The following is a 23,288-nucleotide window of genomic DNA, read 5'->3' as shown; positions in this document are numbered from 1 at the left end:
CCAAATATTTTGAAGCTGATATGTCTGGTATTTATATTCATATACCCTTTTGTAAACAGGCCTGCTACTACTGTGATTTTCATTTTTCTACTTCCGATAAAAGGCGGGATGATATGTTGAAAGCTATCGAAATGGAATTGGTGTTGCGAAAGAATGAAATGGCGGGTCAGGTAGATACTGTTTATTTTGGAGGAGGAACACCTTCCTTATTGAGCACTGAAGAAATAAACGGATTACTCGATCTGATAAAAGAACATTATGACCTTGGTACTGATCCTGAGATTACGCTGGAAACCAATCCCGATGATCTCTCCAACATAAAAATAAAGGAACTTGCTGTTTCTGAAGTGAACAGATTGAGTATCGGAATTCAGTCATTTTTTGACAAGGACCTGAAGTATATGAACAGGGCCCATAGTGCTTTTGAAGCAAAAAAATCACTGGAACAGGCAACAAGGTATTTTGATAATATCAGCATCGACTTGATTTATGGATTGCCCCATCTCTCTGAATCAGATTGGAAAGAAAACCTTGACTATACGTTTGAAATGGGAATACAGCATATTTCAAGTTATGCCCTTACCGTAGAGCCCAGAACTGCGCTGGATCATTTTATCAAAAGCGGAAAATACCAGGCTCCTGTTGACTCTTTGACCGGGAAACATTTCAATATACTGCAGGCAGAGACAAAAAAACAGCAGTATCTGCAGTATGAAATTTCAAATTTTGGAAAGGATGGTTTTTTTTCAAAGCACAATACCTCTTATTGGAAGGGAATACCCTATCTTGGAATTGGTCCTTCAGCGCATTCATATGATGGTCGATACCGCAGTTGGAACATTGCAAATAATGCTAAATATATTGCGGGAATCCAAAAGAACCGCCTGGCAAGCGAAACGGAGCTTTTGACTACAGAGGATATGATCAACGAATCGATCATGACCGGACTGAGGACAATATGGGGAGTGTCTCTTGCAGCTATTGACCAAAATCACGGCAAGGCTTACAAAAAAGAGATACTTAAGCAGGCGGCAAAATATATCGAAAACGGAATCCTGTATGTGAAGCAGGAGCGCTTATTTCTGAGGCCTGAAAGTTATTTTCTCGCCGATGGGATCTCTGCCGATTTATTTTTATTGAAAGTATGATATATTTAGTAATTTTAAATCATCAATCATTTATATGGAAGGATTATTAGGTTTATTTCTCGGTGCCATCATTACTTATTGGGTTTTAAAATATATTAAAATTCAAAAAAGGAAGGATATTACCAATTCTCAGTCCATGGTGATTATGGAAAAGATCAGAAAGGTTTGGAAATTGATTACTGTTGAAGGCGAGTTCGCAGAGATCTACCACTATGAAAACACCAAGGAGCGGTTTATGAGTATGGTTTCGAGTAAAAAGAAGGCTATATTGCTGATCAATGCCAAGGCTCATGTGGGCTACGACCTTTCAAAAATAAAGATGGAGGCGAACAATGATAAAAAAGTGATCAGGCTTACTGATTTTCCCGACCCCCAGATCTTAAGTCTTGAGACCGATTTAAGGTATTATGATAAAAAGGAGGGTTTGTTCAATAAATTCGATTCAACCGATCTGACTGAGGTTAATTCGAAAGCCAAAGAACATGTGTTGTTAAAGATTCCTGAAAGTGGTTTGTTCGATACTGCAAAAAGTGAGGCCTTGGAAGCAGTCCTTTTAATTCAAAATATAGTAGAGACTATTGGTTGGACTTTAGATTATGAGGACCTGCTCCTGTCAAAAAACAACAAAGGAATAATGCTTAAAGAAAATCTGGTAAAGAAATTGGAAGCCTAATTTACCTCAATAGAACTAAAATTTAAACGTGAATCAGGAACAGGCTCTGGCCATATTAAAATCAGGAGACAATGTATTTTTAACCGGTTCGGCAGGAACCGGGAAAACCTATGTTTTAAACAAGTATATCCAATACCTTAAAGCGAGAAAAATTCCGGTATCCATTACGGCATCAACGGGTATTGCCGCAACTCATCTACAAGGAACAACAATACATGCCTGGTCGGGAATTGGAATAAAGGATTCCCTGAGCCTGAGAAACCTCAGGGATCTAAGGGAGAAAAAATACCTGAAGAAACATATAGAAAAAACAAAAGTGCTGATCATCGATGAGATCTCAATGCTGCATAAAAAGCAATTTGACCTGGTCAATGAAGTATTGCAATTCTTTAGGGAAAACGACAAACCATTTGGTGGCATTCAAGTGGTGCTCTGCGGGGATTTTTTTCAGTTACCGCCTATTGGTGTTTCAGGGGAAACCAACAGGGATAAATTTTGCTTTATGTCTCAGTCCTGGCTAAGTGCCAATCTCTCCATTTGTTACTTAACAGATCAATACAGACAAACCGATAGCGCCCTCAATGATATTCTCAATGAAATCAGGCAAGGAAGGGTTTCGGATAAATCTGTTTCTTTGTTGCAGGCAACAAAAGACCTTGTTGAAACCGAAGAACCCACAAGGCTGTACACCCATAATTTGGATGTCGACAGAATCAATACGGCCCATATTGCTGAGATCAAGGGCCGAAAAAAGATATTCAAGGCAAAAGTCAAAGGAAATCTAAAACTAGCCGAAACGATCAAAAGATCTATAATGGCTCCTGAAACCCTGGAACTGAAAAAGGATGCAAAAGTAATGTTCGTTAAGAACAACTATGAAAAGGGGTACTTAAATGGTTCGTTGGGTAAAGTCATCAGGTATAATGATGAGGGATATCCCGTGATTCGATTGACCAATGGGTTTGAGATAACCGCCGAGCCTGAAGACTGGAGAATTGAGGATGAAACCGGAAAACTTCTTGTGAGCTACGTCCAGGTACCGCTTAGACTAGCCTGGGCCATAACGGTGCATAAGAGCCAGGGAATGACGCTTGACAGTGCAGTGATGGACCTGAGCAAAACCTTTGAAAAAGGTCAGGGATATGTGGCCTTGTCAAGGGTAAAAGGGCTCGACGGGCTGCAATTAAACGGTTTCAACAATACTGCCCTCGAAGTTGATGGGCTCGCGCTCAAGGCCGACCTCAGGTTTCAGGAATTATCAAGGGAGGTAGAAGAGATTTTTGAAGAAGAAGTCCTGGAGGTCAAAGCCCGAAATTTTGTTAAAAAAAGTGGTGGGATTTCGGATAAGGATGAAATCAGTGAGAACCGTAAGAATCTTGAAAAGGGCAAAAAAGTAAGCAAGAAGTCTACTTACCTTATCACAAAGCAAATGATAGATAATGGACATTCATTGGAAGATATTGTCATTGAAAGAGACCTTACCCTTGGCACAGTTTCTACCCATCTTATAAGAATTGCCGAACTATATCCAAAAACAGACCTGAGCAGGTTTAAACCGGAAGCCAAGGTAATAAACAAGGTAAAAAAGGCCAGAAACAAGCTTTTGAAAGAAATTGAGCCGGGAGAGAGGATCAGCTTAAAACCCATATTTGATATCCTCAAAGGAGAGCTAAGTTACGATCAGATCAAAATGGCTTTGGTTTTTATCTAGTTATACCTGATATGATTTATGCATATAGAAGAATTCAGAGCATATTGTTTAAGTAAAAACAGGGTGACGGAGGAATTTCCCTTTGATGAAAACACCCTTGTGTTTAAAGTCTATGGAAAGATGTTCGCACTCACGGGGCTGGAAGAACCTGATTTAAAAGTGAATTTGAAATGTGATCCGGAGAAGGCCATTTCATTAAGAGAACACTATAAAAGCATCACTGCGGGATTTCATATGAATAAAAAACATTGGAATACGGTAGAGGTTGACGGTTCTTTTTCGGATGACTTTTTTAAGGATCTTATCGATCATTCGTATGACCTGGTGGTAAAAGGCTTGCCAAAAAAACTCAGGGATCAGTTGTTATGATGACAACTTATCGCATGGACCATACTTTATGTGAAAAAGCAACTTCATAGAGAATAAACATGTCTTTGACAAGAATAAAATTACTGAAACTGAAGAAATGGATTACAGTTTTATGCCTGTACACTCTTGTGTGAATTCCTTCGATAAAGAAAAGTGCTAGTTTGAAAGGTAAAAAGGGTCATTCGTCCTTGCAGGTTTTTTCATGTCTTGGAATAAGACTATTTTCAGCCATATATTAATAATAAAAACCCCTTTTATGAAAACAATGAAAAATTACTTTTTAATGGCTGTGTTTATCATGTGCACGGCAAACCTTATGGCTCAGGAGGAAGAAAGGCCTGAATTTGTTGTAGCAACTACCATGCATTGGAACATGGAACAGGATGAATACGATTATGATGACTTTAAGGCTATCGAAAAAGAATACCTTGACAAAGTCGTTATGAAAAATGAACTGATCGTCGGAGCATCATTTTTTATGCATCAATTCACCGAAGACAATTCTGAATTACTCTACGTACAGACATTTAAAAACTGGAATGACATTCACGCCGCCGCCCAAAGAAGTGCCGAACTTGCCAAAGAAGCCTGGCCGGATGATGAGGCCAGAAAAGCTTTCTTCCAAAAAAGGAATAAACTTTATTCAGCAGATCATTCGGATGAAATTTACGCCACCATGGATGGGGCGAAGCATATGTCGGAAATGCCAACAAAAGACATGACGCTTTATTTACAGATAAGACATTTTGCTTTTCCCGAGGACGGCTCCAATGAGGAATGGGAAGAATTGAATAAAAAATATTTGGAAAACGTTATACATAAGAATGAGTATATCAAGGCATACTATCCAAATGCACATTATTACGGATCAGACAGAACTGAATTCCTTGAAGCCTTTTATGTAGATTCTCTGACGGATCTTGATAAAATGCTCGACAATATGGGAACACTTGCCAATGAAGCCTGGCCAGATGAAGCAGCCCGTGAAGAAATGGGTAAAAAGATGGGTAAATATTATACCGGTATACATGGTGATTATATCTATACCTATATATCAGGATTATCCAAGTAATTTGTTTTTGTTAAGTAATTGTTCACCGGGCAGGTACACTTGCCTGGTGAATATTATTTAAGATTTGTTTCTAAACTCAGAAGGAGTCATCCCTTTTATGGATTTAAATTTTCGATTAAAATTTGTCAGGTTGTTAAATCCTGATTTAAAGGAGATCTCGGCAATGCTCAGGTCTGTTTTTTTTGAAAGTAATTTGCAGGCATGACCAACCCTGATATCCAGCAGGAAATTGATATAGGTTTTGTTTGTTCGTTGCTTAAAATAACGACAAAAAGCATTGGGTGACATATTGGCGACACCTGCCACTTGACCCAGGCTGACGTTACTGTCAAAATGATTCAGGGTGAATTCGAAGATATCCCTCATTCTTTTTCCTTCTTCTTCTCCATAAGATTTTGTGTAAATAGCAGACGATAAGTTTGTACAGTCCTCTTTTGAGATTGTATCCAATATCTCCAAAAATGAAATAAACCTATGAAGTTTTGATTGCCCTGAAAGCATTTCTATCAAATGGATTAATTTTTTTTGATGTCCCTCAAGTCTTATACCTGATGAAGAAGATTCAAAAACATGCTGAATACCTTTGAATTCAGGCAGGTTAAAAAATTGATCCCCATAAGTGGATTTCATAAAAAACAATGAAACCATATGAACAGGTCCTTCCAAAGGGTCGTTTCGAAAAACATGCGGCAGGTTCTCTCCAATAATAAAAATTTCTCCCTCTTTGAATTCACCAACACAATCTCCAATGATAAAACTTCCCTCTCCTTTTTTGATCAGGCTGATCTGAATTTCCTGATGCTGATGTAGTTTGTCATAGAGCTTCGGCACCAGATCTTCCTGTACAACAAGAGTGGCATTTTCGGGCTTCGGAATTTTAAAAGGAAGTACTTTCATAAGTAACTTAGATAAATATTAATCAAAAATATATAATTATTCATAAATTGAGTTAATATAGTACTATAAATAGCTAATTTATATGAACAGCATAAGTGATTCTTCTTATAATTTTGCATAAAAACAAACATAATTATGACAGTACAATGGAAAGGGGTTATGCCTGCCGTAACCACTAAATTTAACGACCAGGATGAATTGGATCTGGAGGCGTTTAAAGTAAATATTCAGGCGCAACTGGATGCAGGTGTGCACGGTATCATTCTCGGAGGCACCTTAGGAGAAGCAAGTACCTTATCAGAATTAGAAAAAAGGACGCTTGTCAGGGAAACTGTATCCTTTGTAAAAGGAGCGGTTCCCGTAATCATAAACATTGCGGAGCAATCTACAAAAGCAGCCATTGACTTGGCCCGTATGGCTGAGGAAGACGGAGCAAGTGGCCTGATGATGTTACCTCCTATGCGCTATAAAGCCGATGACAGGGAAACGGTAACCTATTTCAGGAAAGTGGCACAAAGTACGCCACTGCCAATCATGATCTATAACAATCCTGTTGATTATGGCATTGAAGTAACGCTGGATATGTTTGAAGAGTTGCTAAATGACTGTCCCAATATTCAGGCCGTGAAGGAATCTACACGAGATATTTCGAATATCAACCGGATAAGAAACAGATTTGGTGACCGTCTTGCCATATTGTGCGGCGTGGATACTTTGGCTCTCGAAAGCCTGTTAATAGGAGCCGACGGGTGGGTAGCAGGTTTGGTATGTGCATTTCCGGCTGAAACAGTTGCTATTTATGAGTTGTCTAAAGCAGGAAAAATCAAGGAAGCGATTGATATTTATCGATGGTTTTTACCGTTGTTGGAATTGGATATAAACACTAAATTAGTACAGAATATCAAATTGGCTGAAGTAGCGACAAGAATCGGAACTGAAAATGTTAGGGAACCCAGATTGCCTTTGGCCGGGGAAGAGCGTAAAAAGGTGTTGGGTATTATTGATCAGGCCATAAAAAACAGGCCATTGTTGCCGGATTATAAAAATTTATAGGAGCCTGTGAATTCGCTTTACAAGAGCCCGGTTTATTTTGGCGCGTTCGTAAGTCAGTTACCGGCCTTTTTCATAAGCATCCTGTTTAAAAAAAAACGGGAAATTCATTTGGTATATACAGAAGCTCATTAAAAAAATTAAATTTAGATGATTACAGGAAAGAATTATATAGGAAGCCGGACAAGCTCCCTCGGAAGTAAAATTTTTAAAACGTTTAACCCAATTAGCAATAAAGAGAACGAACAAACTTTTTACGAAGCTTCAACTCAAGAAATCAAGGAGGCAGTTGACCTGGCCTGGGAGGCTTTTTTATACTATCAGGATTTTTCAGGAGAGCGGAAAAGCGAGTTTTTAAACGCAATAGCGGATGAAATTGAGTCTTTGGGAGATGATTTGATTGATATGTATTGTGCAGAATCCGGTTTACCGGCCGGGAGAGCCATGGGTGAAAGAGGTCGAACGGTATTCCAGTTAAGAAGCTTTGCCGAACTCATAAAAAAAGGAGATTGGGTAGAAGCGCACATAGATACCGCCCTTCCGGATCGGGCACCCATACCAAAACCCGATATCAGAAAAATGATGACCGCCCTTGGACCGGTCGTGGTTTTTGGAGCGAGCAATTTTCCTTTGGCATATTCTACTGCAGGAGGCGATACGGCTGCGGCTTTGGCTGCAGGTTGCCCGGTAATTGTAAAATCGCACCCCATGCATGCAGGTACCGGTGAATTAGTGGCCTCAGCAATCATTAAGGCAGCCAGAAAAACAGGTATGCCACAAGGCGTTTTCTCTAACCTTAACAGCAGTGGTATAGAAGTTGGCGTTCAGCTTGTGCAGCATCCTCAGGTGAAGGCCGTAGGTTTTACAGGAAGTATCAGAGGAGGAAGGGCCTTATATGATCTGGCGGCGAAAAGGGAGGAACCCATTCCGGTATTTGCCGAAATGGGAAGTGTAAATCCCGTTGTGTTTCTGCCTGAAGCATTGATGAAAAGAGGAGATTCATTAGCTAAAACATATGCAGGTTCGGTTACTTTGGGAACCGGTCAGTTTTGCACCAATCCGGGACTTCTGTTCGGAATCAAAGGAGATGCTCTTGACCAGTTTATTTCAAGACTTTCAGAAGAGATCGTTTTGATAGAACCCGGTTGTATGTTGCACCCTAATATCATCGGAAATTATGAGGCGAATAAGAAAAAGGCCTTATCACAACCAGGTTTAAAATTGGTTACTGAGTATGAGCAGGCAATAGGTCATAACGTTGCGCGACAAGCCGTAACTACGGTTGAAGGAACTACATTTTTACAGAATCCGGCTTTGCATCAGGAGGTATTTGGCCCATTTACCATGGTTGTTCAATGTAAGGACAAAGAGCAGCTTGAAGCTATTATTTTAAAATTGGAAGGACAGTTAACAGGAACACTAATTGCAGAAGGAAATGAAGTGAATACGTTTTCGGGTGTAGTTGATGCCCTTAGGAACAGGGTGGGAAGGATCATCTTTAATGGGGTTCCTACCGGAGTTGAGGTTTGCCCTTCTATGGTTCATGGAGGCCCATACCCGGCTTCAACCGATAGCAGGTTTACTGCAGTTGGGATCGATTCGATCAAGAGATGGGTAAGGCCTTTTAGTTATCAGGACTGGCCGAATAATTTGTTACCTGACGCCTTGAAAAATGAAAATCCATTGGGAATCATCAGATTGGTCAATAACCAGCTAAGTACTGAGGCCCTCTAGTTTTATAAACATAAAACAACTTGTTTTTGGGTAAAAATGATGACCCTGCCGAATTGGTAAAATGGAATCAATCAATATAGGGACGATATATAAAGATGGCACTGAGTATTTTTAAATGTATTGACGGACATACGTGTGGTAATCCGGTCAGGCTTATTACAAGCGGAGGACCTGATCTTGTGGGGAAGGATATGAACGAAAAAAGGCTTCATTTTATGAGGCAATACGATTGGATCAGAAGAGGATTGATGTACGAACCGCGAGGTCATGATATGATGAGCGGAAGTATTATTTACGAGCCGCATGATCCTGACAATGATTTTTCCATTTTGTTTGTTGAAACCTCCGGCTGTCTTCCTATGTGCGGACATGGGACCATTGGTACCATCACTTTTGGGATTCAGGAAGGACTGATCAACCCAAAGGCACCGGGAAAAATTAAAATGGAAGCACCTGCCGGATTGGTTGAGATCGATTATAAGGAAAGGGATGGCAAGGTGTTATGGGTGAGGTTAAAAAATGTAAAAAGTTATCTGGCAGCCGAAGGGCTTACCGTAGATTGTCCTGATCTGGGGGAGTTGGTCTTTGACGTGGCTTATGGAGGAAATTTTTATGCCATTGTTGATCCTCAAAATAATTACAGGGGCTTGGAAGAATTTACCGCTGGGGAGATTATTAAATATTCGCAAGTTGTGAGAAAGCGGATCAATGAAAAATATCCTGATTTTTTTGTACATCCTGAAAATGATTCAATAAGCGGGGCAAGCCATATGCTTTGGACAGGTAAGCCTTTGGATCCAAAATCATCGGGGAGAAACGCCGTTTTTTACGGAGATAAAGCTATAGACAGATCACCATGTGGCACGGGAACTTCAGCAAGGCTTGCCCAGCTGCATGCCAAGGGAAAAATCAAAAAAGGAGAAGCCTTTATACACGAAAGCTATATTGGTTCAACTTTTATTGGCAAGGTAGAAGAAGAAACAAATATCAAAGGTATCCCGGCCATAGTACCCAGTATACAGGGCTGGGCCAAAGTAACCGGATATAATACCCTTATTATAGATGAAGAAGATGATCCATATGCGTATGGGTTTCAGGTATTGTAAAAATGTAACCATGGAATCATGAAAAAATGTATTGTCATAGGCGGAGGCATTATCGGTTTGTGCACTGCTTATTACCTTCAAAAAGAAGGACATCAGGTAATCGTTATCGACCAATCGAATATGGATGAAGGGGCATCATATGTGAATGCAGGATATATTTCTCCCAGTCATATCGTACCCTTGTCCGCTCCCGGGGTTGTCAAGAAGGGCATACAATGGATGTTCGACCCGGCAAGCCCTTTTTATGTAAAACCAAGATTGGATAATGATTTCCTGCGATGGGCCTGGGCTTTTAATAAAAGTTGTACGAAGGAACATGTCAAAAGGTCCATCCCTGTAATCAGAGATATTGCTGTTTTTAGTCATGAGTTATATGAAGACATCGAAAAAGAAGCCGGTATGGATTTTCATTTTGAAAAGAAAGGATTATTGATGCTCTGTAAAACCCAAAAAATGCTTGAAGAGGAGATCAAAATAGCACAATTGGCCAGGGAGGTTGACCTTCAGTCACAAGTTCTTGATAAAGATGAGCTAAGAGTTCTGGAGCCGGCAGTAAGTGACGATGTGATTGGAGCTACTTTTTATTCCTGTGATTCCCATACCACCCCACATGAATTCATGAAACAAATGAAAACCCATCTTCTGGCTAAAGGAGTTGCCATAAAGAGCAATGAAGAGGTTCTTGATTTGGAAATAAAAGAGGGCTCAATAACGAAAATAATGACCGGTCAGGGTAGTTATATGGCAGATGAATACATACTGGCTGCAGGTTCGTGGACAGGGCTTGTAGCTAAAAAACTTGGCATGAGACTTTTACTTCAGGCGGGTAAGGGGTATAGGATCAATGTGGAGCGAGAGACCAAGATTACACTTCCGGCGATTCTTGTTGAAGCCAAGGCGGCTGTAACTCCCATGAACGGATTTACAAGGTTTGCCGGTACCATGGAAATCAACAGCATCAATAATGAGGTGAACCCTGTAAGGGTGAGGGCCATTGCTAAAGCTGCTCATGGCTACTATCAACAAGTATCGATTACTGAAGATGAAATGAAGAACGCCTCTTCAGGCTTAAGGCCCTTATCACCTGACGGATTACCCTATATAGGCAGGACGAAGAAATGCTCAAATCTTACCATAGCGACAGGTCATGCCATGATGGGCTGGACAATGGCAACCGGAACGGGAAGGTTGGTTTCGGAGATCATTTCAAACAAAAAAACTTCTCTTGACCTTTATCCTTTTAGCCCTGACAGAACATTTTAAATTTCCTTATCCATGAGATATTCATCCATTTCCAGCAATCTATTCGTTTCTAACCGTCGTAATTTTACCGCTGCCATGGATGGCAATACCATTGGCCTGCTTTGTTCCAACGATATACAACCTACCAATGCCGATGACAGCATGGGTTTTGCCCAGAATAATGATCTCTTCTATTTGTCGGGTATTGATCAGGAGGAATCCATTTTACTGATGTACCCCGATGCCTATAAAGAAGAGAATCGTGAGATTCTGTTTATAAAAAAAACCGATGAAGACATAAGGATCTGGGAAGGGGATAAATTGACCAAAGCAGATGCTTCAAAGATCTCAGGTATAAAAAGGGTAGAATGGGAGGAAGATTTTGAAAAAATACTACAGCTCATCGCGTTTGAAGCAGATGGTTTTTATCTGGGTCATAATGAGCATATCAAGAGATCGACCAAAGATTTGGAAACCAGGCAAGACAGGTTAATTAAATGGTGCAAAATAAAATATCCTCTTCACGAGTACCACAGGGCAGCCAAAATAACAAGAACACTGAGGCAGATCAAAGGACCGGAAGAGATTGCCATGATCCAAAAAGCGGCGGATATCAGTATTCAGGGATTTGAAAAAGTGTTGAGCTCGGTAAAACCGGGTATGATGGAATATGAGTTGGAGGCTGAACTGAGTTATATATTTTTAAAAAGGGGAGCGGTCAGACACGCCTTCAAACCAATTGTTGCCTGTGGTGGCAATGCCTGTGCATTGCATTATAACAGCAATGACGGAACTTGTGCCGATGGCGAAATGATCCTGATGGATTTTGGGGTATGTTATGGGAACTACAATTCAGATACCACAAGGTGTTTTCCGGTAAACGGCAAGTTTACAAAAAGACAAAAAGAGGTCTATCGAGCCGTGTTGAACTGTTTACAACTGGGATCCCGGCTTTTGAAGCCGGGTATACTTTCTGCTGACTATGAGGAGCAGATGGCCAAGCTAATTGAGCATGAATTAGTCAATCTGGGCTTACTTAAAACTTCTGACATAGCGGTTCAGGATCCTGAAAAACCTTTGTATAAAAAGTATTTTATGCATGGCACGGCGCATCATATCGGCCTTGATGTTCACGATGTGGGCCTGTATTCCAGACCCTTCGAAGCTGGCATGGTGCTCACCTGCGAACCTGGTATCTATATACCTGAAGAAGGTATAGGCTGCCGGCTTGAAAACGATTATTTGATAACAGAAAACGGGGCGATTAATCTTACGGCCAAAATGCCCATTGAGATAGAAGAGATTGAAGCGTTAATGAAATAAGCAGCAGCCTTAACTTTTGCCGGCATCCAGCCGCATGGTTATCATGTGTTTCTTAAATCCGGCCTTTTCATAGGCTTTGATGGCCTTTGGGTTTTCCTGATACACGTCAAGTCGAATCTCAAAGACACCTTTGTCTTTGCACCATTGTATCAAAGCATCGATGATTCGTTTGTTAAGCCCTTTTCCTCTGTGGGCCTCTGCTACATACATAAATCCAAGATAGCCCTGCTTTTTATGTTTTAAATAATGACGGTCATCTTTTATTCTCGCATAACCTGAGGCCACAATTTCATTTTTATGAGTGGCCACAATTAACTCGGTATCATCTGCCACTATAAAAGCACTGATATCGTAATAAGAAATGTCACCCTCCCGAATCGTCAAGTCCATGGGACGTTCAACATTGATCAGGGCCTTTTCAAATTCCAGAAGTTTGCTGAGATCACTTAAAGTTGCCTTTCTGATGAAATACATGAATAAAGGATTTAAATTTTCTAGTTCAAAGTAAAGCTTAACAAGACGTATCTGCAATAATCTTCCATTCTCCGTCAATCTTTTTAAGAATGATCATAAAGATTCCGTCTGCATTTCCCACCGACCTTTCAAGGTGGTATTCTCCCATAACATAGTAAGATCCTTTGTTAATTTTCGAGATATCGTTGAGCACGAATTTTAATGTTCCCGTATGTGCTTTCGAAGGATAGGCAGCTTTATATCGTTCAAGTGTATTTTTCCAACCATAGGTGACACCGTTACTTCCGTAAAATTTAAGTTCCTCCGAGTTCCAATAGCCTTGCATAAAACCTTCTAAATCGTAATTGTTCCAAGCCTGTCGTTGATCTTCCAAAACCTTTCTAATGGCTGTTTCATCATCCACAATGGTGGTTGTAAAAGAGGTAAAAAGAAGCAGACTTGCTACTAACAAAGCATTTTTCATGATATTATATTTTAAGTTTTTAAATAATCTTCCTTGAGTACTTCACTTAGGGTTCCTAACAGCTGCATGGCGTTTTCTTTTGAAAATACCAAAGGAGGTTTGATCTTAAGAACATTGTGATCCGGGCCGTCAATACTCATAAGAATACCCTTATCCTTCATACGGTTAGAGAGATATTTAGTTTCTTCAGGCAGAGGTTTTAGTTGATCATCGGTTAATTCTATACCCAAAAACAGGCCCTGGCCCCTAATATCTTTCAGAATGGAGGATGTCTTCGCTAATTCTTTTAGCCCGCTCTTAAGATAATCTCCTACTGCTAAAGCATTGGCTTGTAAACCTTCTCTTTTTACAGTTTTTAAAACTTCTGTCGCAATTGCACAGGAAACGGGGTTTCCTCCAAAAGTATTAAAATATTCCATGCCGTTGGCAAATTTATCAGCAACCTCCCTTGTACAAACTACTGCCGCAACAGGATGTCCGTTGCCCAAAGGTTTTCCTATGGTCACTATATCAGGAATGACGTCATGTAATTGAAAACCCCAAAAAGTTGAACCCATTCTTCCACATCCTACCTGAACTTCATCAGAAATGCACAAACCTCCTGCACTTCGCGTATCATTATAGGCTCTTGAAAGAAACCCGGATGGTAATTCAATTTGTCCCCCGCAGCTGATAATAGGTTCTATAATAAATGCAGCAGGTGCTCTTCCCGTTTTTTGAAGTTCTGAAATTTTCTTTTTAACTTCTTTTGCATAAGCTTCTCCGGTGTCTGCTCCTCTGTAAAGGCCCCTAAAACTATCAGGTAAAGGAAATATATGCGTATGCTCAGGGCATCCTTCACCGCCTTTACCATCAAATTTATACGAACTGATCTCTATACAGGCATTTGTGTTGCCATGATAGCCCATTTCGGAGGCCAGGATATCTTTATTCCCAGTAACAACCTTTGCCATGCGCAAAGCAAGTTCATTGGCCTCGCTTCCTGAATTTACAACATGTACCACTGCTAATTCAGGTGGCAACGTTTCGAGTAATTCTTTAGCTAACAAATTGATGTTTTCGTGTAAATACCTCGTATTTGTATTGAGCAAAGCCATCTGTTCCTGCCCGGCTTTTACCACATGAGGATGTTCGTGGCCCACATGAGCCACGTTGTTTACCGTATCCAAATAAAGTGCCCCGAATTGATCAATAAGAAAGGGGCCAGAGCCTCTTACTATTTGAATAGGGTCCTGATATGATAAACTCATTCCTTTTCCCAGATGAGCTTTTCTATAGTCTGCCAGTGTTTTATTATCTGCCGGAGTTTTTTGCTGCAAGGCATCAAGCTTAAAAAGCAGATTAGGGTCGGGACAAATGCTCTTCCAAATACTCAGTTCACTTTTATAGGCTACCCCGGGAAAATCTGATGTATAATCCAATAGAGAAAGCATCAATTCAAAATGCAGATGAGGCGGCCAGTTTCCGTTTTCAGGATAGTCTCCAATAACAGCAATCTGTTCTCCTGCCTCCACGATATCACCAATGCTTTTGGCAGTTGCACTAGCTACCGAAAGGTGACCGTATAAACTAAAAAAAGCGAAATTTTTCAGATGATGTTTTAAAATAATCAGTCCTCCATATTCTCTCTCACCCGCATCGTTTACAGCCACCACAACTTCACCTTTTAAGGGAGCGTGAACCGGAGTGCCGGCAGATACCCAAAAATCCAATCCTAAGTGAACGGTCCTGTTCTCTGTTCTTTCGTTTCCATTTTTTTGATACGCAGCCGTAGTGTAAACAAGCCTAGGTTCCAGATAACCCCCTCCAATGATCTTGCCGGGATGTTTCTTTTGAAGTCTATTAATTTTATACTCAAAGTGGTCAAAATCCGCAAATTCACTTAAATGCCCCAACCATTTACTTGAAACACTTAAGTCAAGGTACAGGCATTCTTTAGAGTTCCTGCTCGGAAAGAGCAGATCAAGACCCGGGTTTACTTTTGAAACCCATGACCTGAATAATTCCTCCTTCGGATGGGCAGTATAACCGCAGGCATCCCTAAAACCATAATGAGCAAAATCGGCACTCACGTCTTTCCATTTTTGAAGAAGGTTCCAGGCCGAATTTTCACTTACCTGAAGGTATTTATTATTGGGTTCCCTGATCTTATTTAGAGCCGATTTTGTAACTGTAATAACCAGTCGCATAGCGATACAGTCATAGAGGTAAGCTAATTCATTTTCTAAAAGTTCCATACCCTGATGATAGCCTCTTACGATGGGAAGAGCAGCCGATAATGGATCGTTTTGTTCCATCATTCCATAGGCACAGGTAATTGCCAGGTCATTGATGGTTTGTGAGTAGATGGCGTCGCCATAATCGATTACCGCAACAACGAGAGGATCCTTTAGATCTGCGCTCACAATTAAATTATGATCGTTGGCATCATTGTGAATGACCGATTTTCGCAATAGCCTGTACCCTTCCTGGGCTTTTGAAAATCGTTGCTGAAAATAAGTGACCACTTTTTTTTCATTTTCAGAAAAAAGGTCGACATGTTCAATGGTCCATAAGGAAGATGCAAGATCCCATTCAAAGGTTCTATGGGCTTTTGGATGCCCGAACCCCTGAAGGGCTTTACAAAGTTTTCCGCAAATGCTGCCAAGGCTCAGCCTTAAGCTATCGCGTTTGGGTTGCACTTCATGATACATCCGTCCAGGGATCCAGCTCAATAAACGAACGGGTCTTTTGCGGCCTGAACTGTCGATAAATGTCGACACCAAATTTGACGCTTTATCCTTGACTGCAAGGGGTGCCTTGATTTTTTCAGGGCCTTCTTCCAGGTGCGTTAAAAGTTTTTGCTGAAAATCAAGAGCTTCACGATCTGTATCGGGCCTTGATATTTTCAAAACATATTGATCTGTTTCATCAATGCGAATCTTATAATTCAGGTCATATTCCCCAGGCAATAAACTGGCCTTTCCTCTTATCCGGTATGTATCAAACAGGATTTTTTCAGCAATGGAAGGTTCAATAGTGAGGTTATTATAATTGTTTTCTTGCATAAAGACAATTCATTATTTAACGTTGAGGTCCATATGTATGGTCCAGGAATCTGACTTGCCCGGAAGCAGTTCTTTTAAGCCGATTTGATTATTAAAACTATTGGCAATACAGGTCATGGGTTCCAGGGCAATACTTTTCCGGTGAGGAGGGGTATAGACCTGTAAATAGGTGTCTTCGGGATAATCAAATGCCAAAGCCAGGCTGTAGCTGTTCGATTCAAACCGGCATTCGGGACGGTTGAGCGAGTAGGCATCGTCAAAAGAGCTGTCGCCTATTTTAAACGATTCAGAAAGCTCCGAAGTAGCCTTATTTACAGGCAGGCTCCTTTTGTTGCAGCTATAAAAATACCTTGATGGAAACGACAGGATACAATCCTTAAGTGAGTCGGCCAAAAAATAAGGGTGCCATCCCAGGCCATAGGGAAAAGGTTTATCTCCTTTATTCAAAATATCAAATTTAAGTTTCAGGCTTCCTGTACCGCTTATAGCATAAGTTAATTTTAATTCAAAAAAGAAAGGGAAACCAGCAGTTGAACCATTGGAATTGTAGGTCAACACTGTTTTGGAGACATCCTCTTTTGACTCAATTGAGCTGATTTCAAATGCTTTGTTGTAAACCACACCGTGAATTGCGTTATTGACCGATGGCTCATTTACTGCTAACTGATACTTTGTGCCCAGATATTGGTAAGAACCATCTTCTATCCTGTTTGGAAAGGGAAAGAGCACTGATGATTTATAGCTGGCTGCATAATCTTCAAGTCCTTTTTGATCGTTGCTGATACCGTCAATGATTTTTACATTGTTGACAATAAGTTGCTGAATACTGCCTCCCAGGTTGGGATAAATCCTTGCAGATAATGTTTTATCATAGATGTGTATATGATCCAATAAATTATTTGAATCTGAGATCTCAACTGAATACATCATATTATCTTAGTATAAAACCATGTTTCATGGGGTCATTAGGGTCAATCACAAAGGTATGCATTCCCGTAATATTTGCCGTCCCCTCAACTTGAGGAATGACTGCCTTAAAAGGACCGAAATCAACTTCTTCAACAACAGATCCAATAAAAACTGAATCAGTGATGCTTTCAATGCTCATTGTTTCCCCAAAATCAATTTCATTCCTTTTTTTGTGAATAGCCATTCTGCCCGAAACTCCGGATCCTGTGGGGCACCTGTCGACTTCACCATCGGCAAAAACGCATACATTTCTGCTGTCAATGGACCTTTTATCCGATTTTTTGGTAAAAATGGTTCCATATAAAAAACTGAGGTCATTTTCAAAAGGATGCAAGATCTTGTGATCTTGTTGCATAACAGCTTTTTTGATATCCATTCCTTTACGGATCAGTTGCTGATACGAATTTTTCGACAAATCAAAATCGAAATTGTTTTTATCCATATCAACATAAGCATAGAATGCCCCGCCATAAGCCAGGTCATAAGTAACAGTTCCAAGTTCGGGAACCTTTACCGTCTGGTCCAGCCCGACTACAAAACTGGCGACGCAATGAAACCTTACGCCGGTGAGGACCCCGTTTTTAATATGAGCAAAGGAAGTAATCCTGCCACAGGGTGCATCTATTTTAACCATATTGTCGCCCTCTTTGACCTCAATCCATTTCATTTCGACACAAAGCGTAGTCAGGGCAATGATGGCATGACCACACATGGTTGAATAGCCTTCATTGTGGAGGAAGATAACGCCAAAATCTCCTTCCTCATCATTGGGCCGACACAGTATGCAACCATACATATCGGCATGTCCTCTGGGTTCAAACATCAAGGCAGTCCTCAAATGATCATAATGTTCTTTGCAATACCTTCTGTATTCCAGGACTGAACTACCTTTGAGCTCGGGGAAGCCCTCGGTTATAACTCTTAGGGGTTCGCCACCAGTATGCATGTCAATGGTTTTGATTTGAAGCCAATTCGGATCAGGCTCAAATTGCTTCTTAGATAGAATATTTTGAAAAGTACCCATTAGCTCACTTTTTCATTATTTGATTGTTTTATCGCCTCCCACTGTCCGTAAAAATACCTTGCCCCGATTAGATCTTCAGAGGCATGCCCAACTGATTTGAAAAAAGTAATTTCCTGGTTTGATGCCCTTCCTTTTTTCGACCCGGAACAAAGTTCAAAAAGATCGGCTTTGACATCCGATTCCTGAAGAATTCCAAGCCTCATAGGTATGACAATATCTCCTGATTCCTTCAAACCTCCCTGGTAGGTATCGAGAAAAATTACAGACCTGATTACTGCTTCATCATCAGCTTCTCTCATATCTTTTTTATAGGCTCCCACCAGGTCCAGGTGCTGTCCCGGCCTTAGTAGTTTTCCAGGAACAAGTGGCTCTTTTGATAAGGTGGCACACGAAATAATATCTGCTTCAGGGAGTGTCTGAAGGTAATCCTCTACGGGAATCACTTCAATGGCCAGGTCTTCAAATTGTCCGGCGATCAGTTTTGCTTTTTTAAAATTTCTCCCCCAGACAAAGACCTTTTTAATGGGCCTCACGCAAGCATGTGCTTTGATGAGGTTTACCGAAAGGGCCCCCGTTCCGAGCATTAACATCGTTGAAGCATCTGATTTTGCAAGATAAGAAGCTGCCAGTGCTGAAGCGGCTGCAGTCCTTTTGGCTGTTAGCGCCTTAGCATCCAGGATCGCCCGGACTGTTCCTTTGTGACCGTCGATATAGATATAGGTGCCCTGAATGGAAGGTAAGTTGAATTTTCCATTATGTGGGTTTACCGAAACAATCTTAACCCCAAGGTCTTTTCCGGCTTCCCAGGAGGGCATTAATAACAGGGTTGAATCAATTTCTTCCTCTGGATTGGGATAATCATGATGATGCCGCATAGGGGTTTCAACTGTCTTTTTTGAAAACCCCTTCTTCAAAGCGTTGATTAACTCCTTGAAGTCAGTATTTGACTCCATGAATTCGCTGTTGATGTATGGAAATTGATCCATTTAATTTTTTTAATAAAAGTAATTATTAGTTGTTAGTATTCCTATTTAGGCACAGAATTAGATAAAAATACGATCAATCGGCCCCAAAAAGGCCAGTGTCAGATGATCTGCTGACCCCGATTTTATGTTTTATATAAAAATATTCAGGAGAAGAGTTTAATGTCTTTGTCTTCATCCGGAAGACGCACCATTTTTTCATATCTAAGGCCCAGTTTCTCCAGGAGTTTGATGGATGACTTGTTACTGGGGTTTACTATGGCAACGATCTTATCCAGTCTTAAGACGTTATATCCATAGTCAAATACGGCCTTGGTGGCTTCGAAGGCATATCCTTTCCCTCTAAAGGCCGGTAACATGCCATAACCGATATCTACAGCATCTAAACCTTCCCTGTGAACCAGGCCCGCTGTACCAATCATTTCTGAACTTTCCTTTAATACAATACCATAAAACCCAAATCCTTTTTCTTCGTAACTTTTTAGAAATCTGTTGGTAATGTATACCTGAGCCTGTTCGATGGTTTTAATGCCGCGATCGCCAATGTTTTCGATCCAGTCTTTGTCATTCATCAATTCCAAAAGAAAAGGGGCATCGGCAGGCGTGATTTTTTTGATAAGAAGTCTCTCAGTGCTTAAAACAATCATAGGGGCCGTTTAAACATCAAATATAACTTAAATATTTAGCCTAATACATCGCGTTGTTTTTTATAGAAAGTATCAGACTGAAGCTTTAAAAGATCCTTGGCTTTTTGCTTTTTATATTCATAGATCTCTTCATCCTTGGCCACATCGTAATACACTTTTTCGTTCAGTGTTGTATCGGTAGACAAGACCTCGGCTCTTTGATTTTTTTGCTGGGTCACCCATACTTTTAATGCATCTTCCTGTTCATCAAATTTTAAATCGTAGGCCCCTTTAGGCGCCATAACCTTAGCAAACACAGGAGCTGTTTCAATAGCAATAAAGAGCAGCAGAATAAACATAGAAGGAAGCGCCGGAAGTTTTTCAAGGGCATTGATTCTGGCCATGAGTCCATCAAATCCATCAATGATGGGTTGACTGTTTGCGATTTGCAGTTTTTGTTTTTCCCTTAAATCACCCAGTAAGATTTCTTTTCCGGAGATCTTAACCGCACCGCTGTCTTTAAGTTGCTGTAATTCTTTGAGTTGGGCATCGTGTTTTTCTCTTTTTTCCTTATAAACAGGGCCCTTTCCCAGTTTCATTGTGCCTTTGGTACCTTCCGCTTCAGTTATATAGGTGTCATACAGGTCATTGACCTCTTTTTCTTTTGCGGCTATATTTTGCTGAATGAGATTAATTTCCCCTTCAACCCGAGCGATTTCAGGAGTAAATTGTTCTGCGATTTGATCCTGATTCAACAAGGTCATTTCGTTTTTTTGTTCCAGTAAGACGCGGTCGATCTCTTTTTCGAATATTTTTAATTCAAGAGGTTTGGATATAACCACGGCAATAATCAATGCCAATACAATTCTAGGAGATGCCTGAAGCAGTTCCTGCCAAAAGCTATCCCGTTTTTTAATTGTGGAAACAATAAAACGGTCAAGATTAAATATCAGCAAGCCCCAGATCAATCCGAAAAGGAGCGCCATATAGACATTGTCAAATACAGTATATAAGGCATAAGCACTCGAAACCAAGGCCATGATTGCCGTAAAAAAAACGGTACCACCAATACCGGCATATTTAATTTGTTCAGATTTTGGACTTTCCTGAAGCAGGTCTGTGTCTGCGCCGGAGCACATCCAGAAGAATTCTTTTATCATAATAGAGGAGGGTTTAGTTTAAAACAACGAAATTTACCCTCTATATGTTGCTCAGTTATTGTCTTTGTTATGATAAAGTTTTGTTAAAATTTCAATTCTTTTGAAAAACAACAGGGATTTGATCGTAAAACTTGCGAGCATTTTTAATATATGTACTTTTGCCGTCTTAAAACACACCGATGAGTTTATTAAAGAAATTACAGGAACGAAGCCATTCAAAATGCGAACTGTGCAGTTCAGAAGAACAGTTGACCATTTATGAGGTACCACCATCGTCAACAGCAGATGAAAACGACAGTATTTTGATTTGCCATACCTGTGCTGATCAAATTGAAAACCCCGACAATACAGAAGTTAACCATTGGCGTTGTTTAAATGATAGTATGTGGAGTGAGGTAGCTCCTGTACAGGTAGTTGTTTGGCGGATGCTTACGCGTCTGAGACCAGAAGGCTGGCCACGGGATTTATTGGATATGATGTACCTCAATGAAGAAGATTTGGCATGGGCAAAAGCGACCGGTGAAGATGAAGAAAGTGAAAATAAAATTGTTCACAGAGATGTGAACGGCGTTGTATTACAAGCCGGAGACTCGGTGGTATTGATCAAAGATTTGAAAGTGAAAGGTTCAAGCATGGTTGCGAAACAAGGAACCGCAGTACGCAGGATTTCGCTTGACAGAGACAATGCCGAATATATTGAAGGCAAGGTTGGCCCGACTCAAATCGTGATCATTACCAAATATGTAAAAAAGATATCTTAATCGATTATTGGTTCAGATACATTTCGGTAAAATATGTATAAAACAGGGGTATGGTTTCAATTCCTTTTAAGTAGTTAAAAACACCAAAATGTTCATTGGGAGAATGAATGGCGTCACTGTCTAATCCAAAGCCCATCAAAATCGTTTTACTTTTTAATTCTTTTTCAAAAAGAGCCACAATCGGGATACTGCCACCAGATCTTTGAGGAATTGCCGGTACACCAAAAGTTTCGGTATAGGCTTTGTTAGCAGCCTGGTACCCGATATTGTCAATTGGGGTTACATAGGCATGGCCACCATGATGAGGCGTTACCTTTACTTTCACTGCTTTTGGGGCGATACTTTCGAAGTGATTCTTGAATAATTGGGTGATCTCATCCGGATCCTGGTCGGGCACCAGGCGCATGGAGATTTTAGCATAGGCTTTACTGGCAATGACTGTTTTAGCACCTTCACCGGTATAACCTCCCCAGATTCCATTGACATCCAGGGTGGGCCTGATGGAGTTTCTTTCATTGGTTGTGTATCCGGCTTCCCCGTATACGTCTTCTATATCCAGCGCTTTTTTATAAGCTTCCAAAGAAAAGGGAGCCTTGGCCATTTCTAGTCTTTCTTCCTTCGAAGCCTCAATCACTTTGTCATAGAAACCGGGAATGGTGATATGGTTATTTTCATCGTGCAAAGAAGCAATCATCTTCGTCAGGATGTTGATCGGGTTTGCAACTGCACCACCGTAAAGACCTGAGTGCAGGTCTCTGTTTGGTCCGGTGACCTCTACTTCAACATAACTCAGGCCTCTTAATCCTGTAGTGATTGAGGGTTGTTCATTGCTGATCATCCCTGTATCAGAAATAAGGATTACATCATTGCTCAGTTTTTGCTGATTTCTTTTTACAAACCATTCCAGGCTTTCAGAACCTATTTCTTCTTCTCCCTCAATCATGAATTTAACGTTACAAGGGAGGGTCTTCAGGCTCATCATGATCTCAAAGGCTTTTACATGCATATACATCTGTCCTTTATCGTCACAAGCTCCTCTCGCGTAAATGGCCCCTTCAGGATGCGATTCAGACTTTTTGATAATAGGTTCAAAAGGGGGGGAATCCCATAAGTCAATGGGGTCGGCCGGTTGCACATCATAATGGCCGTAGACAAGAATTGTTGGCAAACCCGCATCGATAATATGTTCGCCATAAACAATCGGATTGCCCGGCGTTTCACAGATTTCCACTTTTTTGCACCCGGCTTTATCCAGATAATTCTTAACAGCGTCGGCTGTGTTTAACACATCCTGCTGGTATGCCTTGTCGGCGCTTACCGATGGTAATTTTAACAAAGAGATCAACTCTTCAATAAATCTGTTTTTATTTTGATCGATGTAAGTTTTTATTGCTGACATAAGCGAGAGTACTATTTTTTATGCGAACAAATATAGACAAAAGAAAAGACCTATTTT

21 protein-coding genes are annotated in these 23,288 nt (G+C 40.6%); 11 read left to right on the top strand and 10 right to left on the bottom strand.

Annotation, left to right across the window (positions count from 1 at the left end; translation table 11 throughout):
• The first annotated feature begins 20 nt into the window (after positions 1–20).
• The 5 genes from hemW to AABB81_RS10270 all read left to right on the top strand — a co-directional run bounded on the left by hemW (position 21) and on the right by AABB81_RS10270 (position 4,973).
• Positions 21–1,148, top strand: a complete 1,128-nt coding sequence (hemW, locus tag AABB81_RS10290; RefSeq protein ID WP_342160377.1) for a radical SAM family heme chaperone HemW — start codon at positions 21–23, stop codon at positions 1,146–1,148.
• 34 nt (positions 1,149–1,182) lie between these two features.
• Positions 1,183–1,821, top strand: a complete 639-nt coding sequence (locus AABB81_RS10285) for a DUF4230 domain-containing protein (protein WP_342160375.1) — start codon at positions 1,183–1,185, stop codon at positions 1,819–1,821.
• Positions 1,822–1,849: 28 nt separating this feature from the next.
• A complete protein-coding gene (locus AABB81_RS10280; protein ID WP_342160373.1) occupies positions 1,850–3,532 on the top strand; it encodes an AAA family ATPase in 1,683 nt (560 codons plus the stop codon).
• An 18-nt stretch (positions 3,533–3,550) separates the two neighbouring features.
• Positions 3,551–3,901 (top strand): MmcQ/YjbR family DNA-binding protein, encoded by a 351-nt coding sequence (locus AABB81_RS10275; RefSeq protein ID WP_342160371.1) that lies wholly within the window; start codon positions 3,551–3,553, stop codon positions 3,899–3,901.
• Positions 3,902–4,157: 256 nt separating this feature from the next.
• Positions 4,158–4,973, top strand: coding sequence for a hypothetical protein (locus AABB81_RS10270; protein ID WP_342160370.1), 816 nt, complete (start codon positions 4,158–4,160; stop codon positions 4,971–4,973).
• A 57-nt stretch (positions 4,974–5,030) separates the two neighbouring features.
• On the opposite strand, the gene AABB81_RS10265 is transcribed toward AABB81_RS10270, so the two are convergent.
• Positions 5,031–5,870, bottom strand: a complete 840-nt coding sequence (locus AABB81_RS10265; RefSeq protein WP_342160369.1) for an AraC family transcriptional regulator — start codon at positions 5,868–5,870, stop codon at positions 5,031–5,033.
• 135 nt (positions 5,871–6,005) lie between these two features.
• Between AABB81_RS10265 and AABB81_RS10260 the strand changes: the two genes are divergently transcribed.
• The 5 genes from AABB81_RS10260 (at position 6,006) to AABB81_RS10240 (ending at position 12,325) form a co-directional block, all read left to right on the top strand.
• Positions 6,006–6,923, top strand: a complete 918-nt coding sequence (locus tag AABB81_RS10260) for a dihydrodipicolinate synthase family protein (RefSeq protein WP_342160368.1) — start codon at positions 6,006–6,008, stop codon at positions 6,921–6,923.
• A 147-nt stretch (positions 6,924–7,070) separates the two neighbouring features.
• The gene (locus AABB81_RS10255) at positions 7,071–8,654 is read left to right on the top strand and encodes an aldehyde dehydrogenase (NADP(+)) (protein WP_342160366.1); all 1,584 of its coding nucleotides are present in this window, start codon (positions 7,071–7,073) and stop codon (positions 8,652–8,654) included.
• A 95-nt stretch (positions 8,655–8,749) separates the two neighbouring features.
• The gene (locus AABB81_RS10250; RefSeq protein WP_342160365.1) at positions 8,750–9,760 is read left to right on the top strand and encodes a 4-hydroxyproline epimerase; all 1,011 of its coding nucleotides are present in this window, start codon (positions 8,750–8,752) and stop codon (positions 9,758–9,760) included.
• 18 nt (positions 9,761–9,778) lie between these two features.
• Positions 9,779–11,023 (top strand): NAD(P)/FAD-dependent oxidoreductase, encoded by a 1,245-nt coding sequence (locus tag AABB81_RS10245; RefSeq protein WP_342160364.1) that lies wholly within the window; start codon positions 9,779–9,781, stop codon positions 11,021–11,023.
• Positions 11,024–11,035: 12 nt separating this feature from the next.
• On the top strand, positions 11,036–12,325 hold the full coding sequence (locus AABB81_RS10240; RefSeq protein ID WP_342160363.1) for an aminopeptidase P family protein: 1,290 nt from the start codon (positions 11,036–11,038) through the stop codon (positions 12,323–12,325).
• A 9-nt stretch (positions 12,326–12,334) separates the two neighbouring features.
• On the opposite strand, the gene AABB81_RS10235 is transcribed toward AABB81_RS10240, so the two are convergent.
• The 8 genes from AABB81_RS10235 to AABB81_RS10200 all read right to left on the bottom strand — a co-directional run bounded on the left by AABB81_RS10235 (position 12,335) and on the right by AABB81_RS10200 (position 21,071).
• Positions 12,335–12,799 carry a GNAT family N-acetyltransferase gene (locus AABB81_RS10235; RefSeq protein ID WP_342160362.1) on the bottom strand — a complete coding sequence of 155 codons (465 nt, stop codon included), beginning with the start codon at positions 12,797–12,799 and terminating at the stop codon, positions 12,335–12,337.
• Between the two features lie 37 nt (positions 12,800–12,836).
• Positions 12,837–13,262: a YybH family protein gene (locus tag AABB81_RS10230; protein WP_342160361.1), complete on the bottom strand. Its 426-nt coding sequence runs from the start codon at positions 13,260–13,262 to the stop codon at positions 12,837–12,839.
• 11 nt (positions 13,263–13,273) lie between these two features.
• Positions 13,274–16,309, bottom strand: coding sequence for an aminotransferase class III-fold pyridoxal phosphate-dependent enzyme (locus tag AABB81_RS10225; RefSeq protein ID WP_342160359.1), 3,036 nt, complete (start codon positions 16,307–16,309; stop codon positions 13,274–13,276).
• Between the two features lie 12 nt (positions 16,310–16,321).
• Positions 16,322–17,239 (bottom strand): aldose 1-epimerase, encoded by a 918-nt coding sequence (locus AABB81_RS10220; protein WP_342160358.1) that lies wholly within the window; start codon positions 17,237–17,239, stop codon positions 16,322–16,324.
• 1 nt (position 17,240) lies between these two features.
• Positions 17,241–18,302 carry a proline racemase family protein gene (locus tag AABB81_RS10215; protein WP_342160357.1) on the bottom strand — a complete coding sequence of 354 codons (1,062 nt, stop codon included), beginning with the start codon at positions 18,300–18,302 and terminating at the stop codon, positions 17,241–17,243.
• A complete protein-coding gene (lhpI, locus tag AABB81_RS10210; RefSeq protein ID WP_342160355.1) occupies positions 18,302–19,288 on the bottom strand; it encodes a bifunctional Delta(1)-pyrroline-2-carboxylate/Delta(1)-piperideine-2-carboxylate reductase in 987 nt (328 codons plus the stop codon). The genes AABB81_RS10215 and lhpI overlap by 1 nt, the downstream gene beginning before the upstream one ends.
• 143 nt (positions 19,289–19,431) lie before the next feature.
• On the bottom strand, positions 19,432–19,932 hold the full coding sequence (locus AABB81_RS10205) for a GNAT family N-acetyltransferase (protein WP_342160353.1): 501 nt from the start codon (positions 19,930–19,932) through the stop codon (positions 19,432–19,434).
• A gap of 35 nt (positions 19,933–19,967) precedes the next feature.
• Complete coding sequence (locus AABB81_RS10200) at positions 19,968–21,071, bottom strand: DUF4407 domain-containing protein (protein WP_342160352.1); 1,104 nt, start codon at positions 21,069–21,071, stop codon at positions 19,968–19,970.
• A gap of 179 nt (positions 21,072–21,250) precedes the next feature.
• On the opposite strand from AABB81_RS10200, the gene AABB81_RS10195 reads away from it, so the two are divergent.
• Positions 21,251–21,832: a PhnA domain-containing protein gene (locus AABB81_RS10195; protein WP_342160351.1), complete on the top strand. Its 582-nt coding sequence runs from the start codon at positions 21,251–21,253 to the stop codon at positions 21,830–21,832.
• Between the two features lie 4 nt (positions 21,833–21,836).
• Here AABB81_RS10195 and AABB81_RS10190 read toward each other — a convergent pair whose 3' ends face one another.
• Positions 21,837–23,231, bottom strand: a complete 1,395-nt coding sequence (locus AABB81_RS10190; protein WP_342160350.1) for a dipeptidase — start codon at positions 23,229–23,231, stop codon at positions 21,837–21,839.
• Positions 23,232–23,288: the final 57 nt, after the last annotated feature.

It is taken from the genome of Lutimonas vermicola, from assembly GCF_038433205.1.
Lineage (GTDB): Bacteria > Bacteroidota > Bacteroidia > Flavobacteriales > Flavobacteriaceae > Lutimonas > Lutimonas vermicola.
This window is presented reverse-complemented; position numbering and strand designations above follow the sequence as displayed.

Bases quoted from the DNA above. Each gene is read 5' to 3' on its own strand.
- AABB81_RS10275 (WP_342160371.1), top strand. From the start codon at position 3,551: ATGCATATAGAAGAATTCAGAGCATATTGTTTAAGTAAAAACAGGGTG.
- AABB81_RS10225 (WP_342160359.1), bottom strand. From the start codon at position 16,309: ATGCAAGAAAACAATTATAATAACCTCACTATTGAACCTTCCATTGCT.
- AABB81_RS10205 (WP_342160353.1), bottom strand. From the start codon at position 19,932: ATGATTGTTTTAAGCACTGAGAGACTTCTTATCAAAAAAATCACGCCT.
- AABB81_RS10190 (WP_342160350.1), bottom strand. From the start codon at position 23,231: ATGTCAGCAATAAAAACTTACATCGATCAAAATAAAAACAGATTTATT.
- AABB81_RS10230 (WP_342160361.1), bottom strand. From the start codon at position 13,262: ATGAAAAATGCTTTGTTAGTAGCAAGTCTGCTTCTTTTTACCTCTTTT.
- AABB81_RS10265 (WP_342160369.1), bottom strand. From the start codon at position 5,870: ATGAAAGTACTTCCTTTTAAAATTCCGAAGCCCGAAAATGCCACTCTT.
- AABB81_RS10195 (WP_342160351.1), top strand. From the start codon at position 21,251: ATGAGTTTATTAAAGAAATTACAGGAACGAAGCCATTCAAAATGCGAA.
- AABB81_RS10220 (WP_342160358.1), bottom strand. From the start codon at position 17,239: ATGATGTATTCAGTTGAGATCTCAGATTCAAATAATTTATTGGATCAT.
- AABB81_RS10270 (WP_342160370.1), top strand. From the start codon at position 4,158: ATGAAAACAATGAAAAATTACTTTTTAATGGCTGTGTTTATCATGTGC.
- hemW (WP_342160377.1), top strand. From the start codon at position 21: ATGTCTGGTATTTATATTCATATACCCTTTTGTAAACAGGCCTGCTAC.
- AABB81_RS10240 (WP_342160363.1), top strand. From the start codon at position 11,036: ATGAGATATTCATCCATTTCCAGCAATCTATTCGTTTCTAACCGTCGT.
- AABB81_RS10200 (WP_342160352.1), bottom strand. From the start codon at position 21,071: ATGATAAAAGAATTCTTCTGGATGTGCTCCGGCGCAGACACAGACCTG.
- AABB81_RS10250 (WP_342160365.1), top strand. From the start codon at position 8,750: ATGGCACTGAGTATTTTTAAATGTATTGACGGACATACGTGTGGTAAT.
- AABB81_RS10285 (WP_342160375.1), top strand. From the start codon at position 1,183: ATGGAAGGATTATTAGGTTTATTTCTCGGTGCCATCATTACTTATTGG.
- AABB81_RS10255 (WP_342160366.1), top strand. From the start codon at position 7,071: ATGATTACAGGAAAGAATTATATAGGAAGCCGGACAAGCTCCCTCGGA.
- AABB81_RS10235 (WP_342160362.1), bottom strand. From the start codon at position 12,799: ATGTATTTCATCAGAAAGGCAACTTTAAGTGATCTCAGCAAACTTCTG.
- lhpI (WP_342160355.1), bottom strand. From the start codon at position 19,288: ATGGATCAATTTCCATACATCAACAGCGAATTCATGGAGTCAAATACT.
- AABB81_RS10245 (WP_342160364.1), top strand. From the start codon at position 9,779: ATGAAAAAATGTATTGTCATAGGCGGAGGCATTATCGGTTTGTGCACT.
- AABB81_RS10260 (WP_342160368.1), top strand. From the start codon at position 6,006: ATGACAGTACAATGGAAAGGGGTTATGCCTGCCGTAACCACTAAATTT.
- AABB81_RS10215 (WP_342160357.1), bottom strand. From the start codon at position 18,302: ATGGGTACTTTTCAAAATATTCTATCTAAGAAGCAATTTGAGCCTGAT.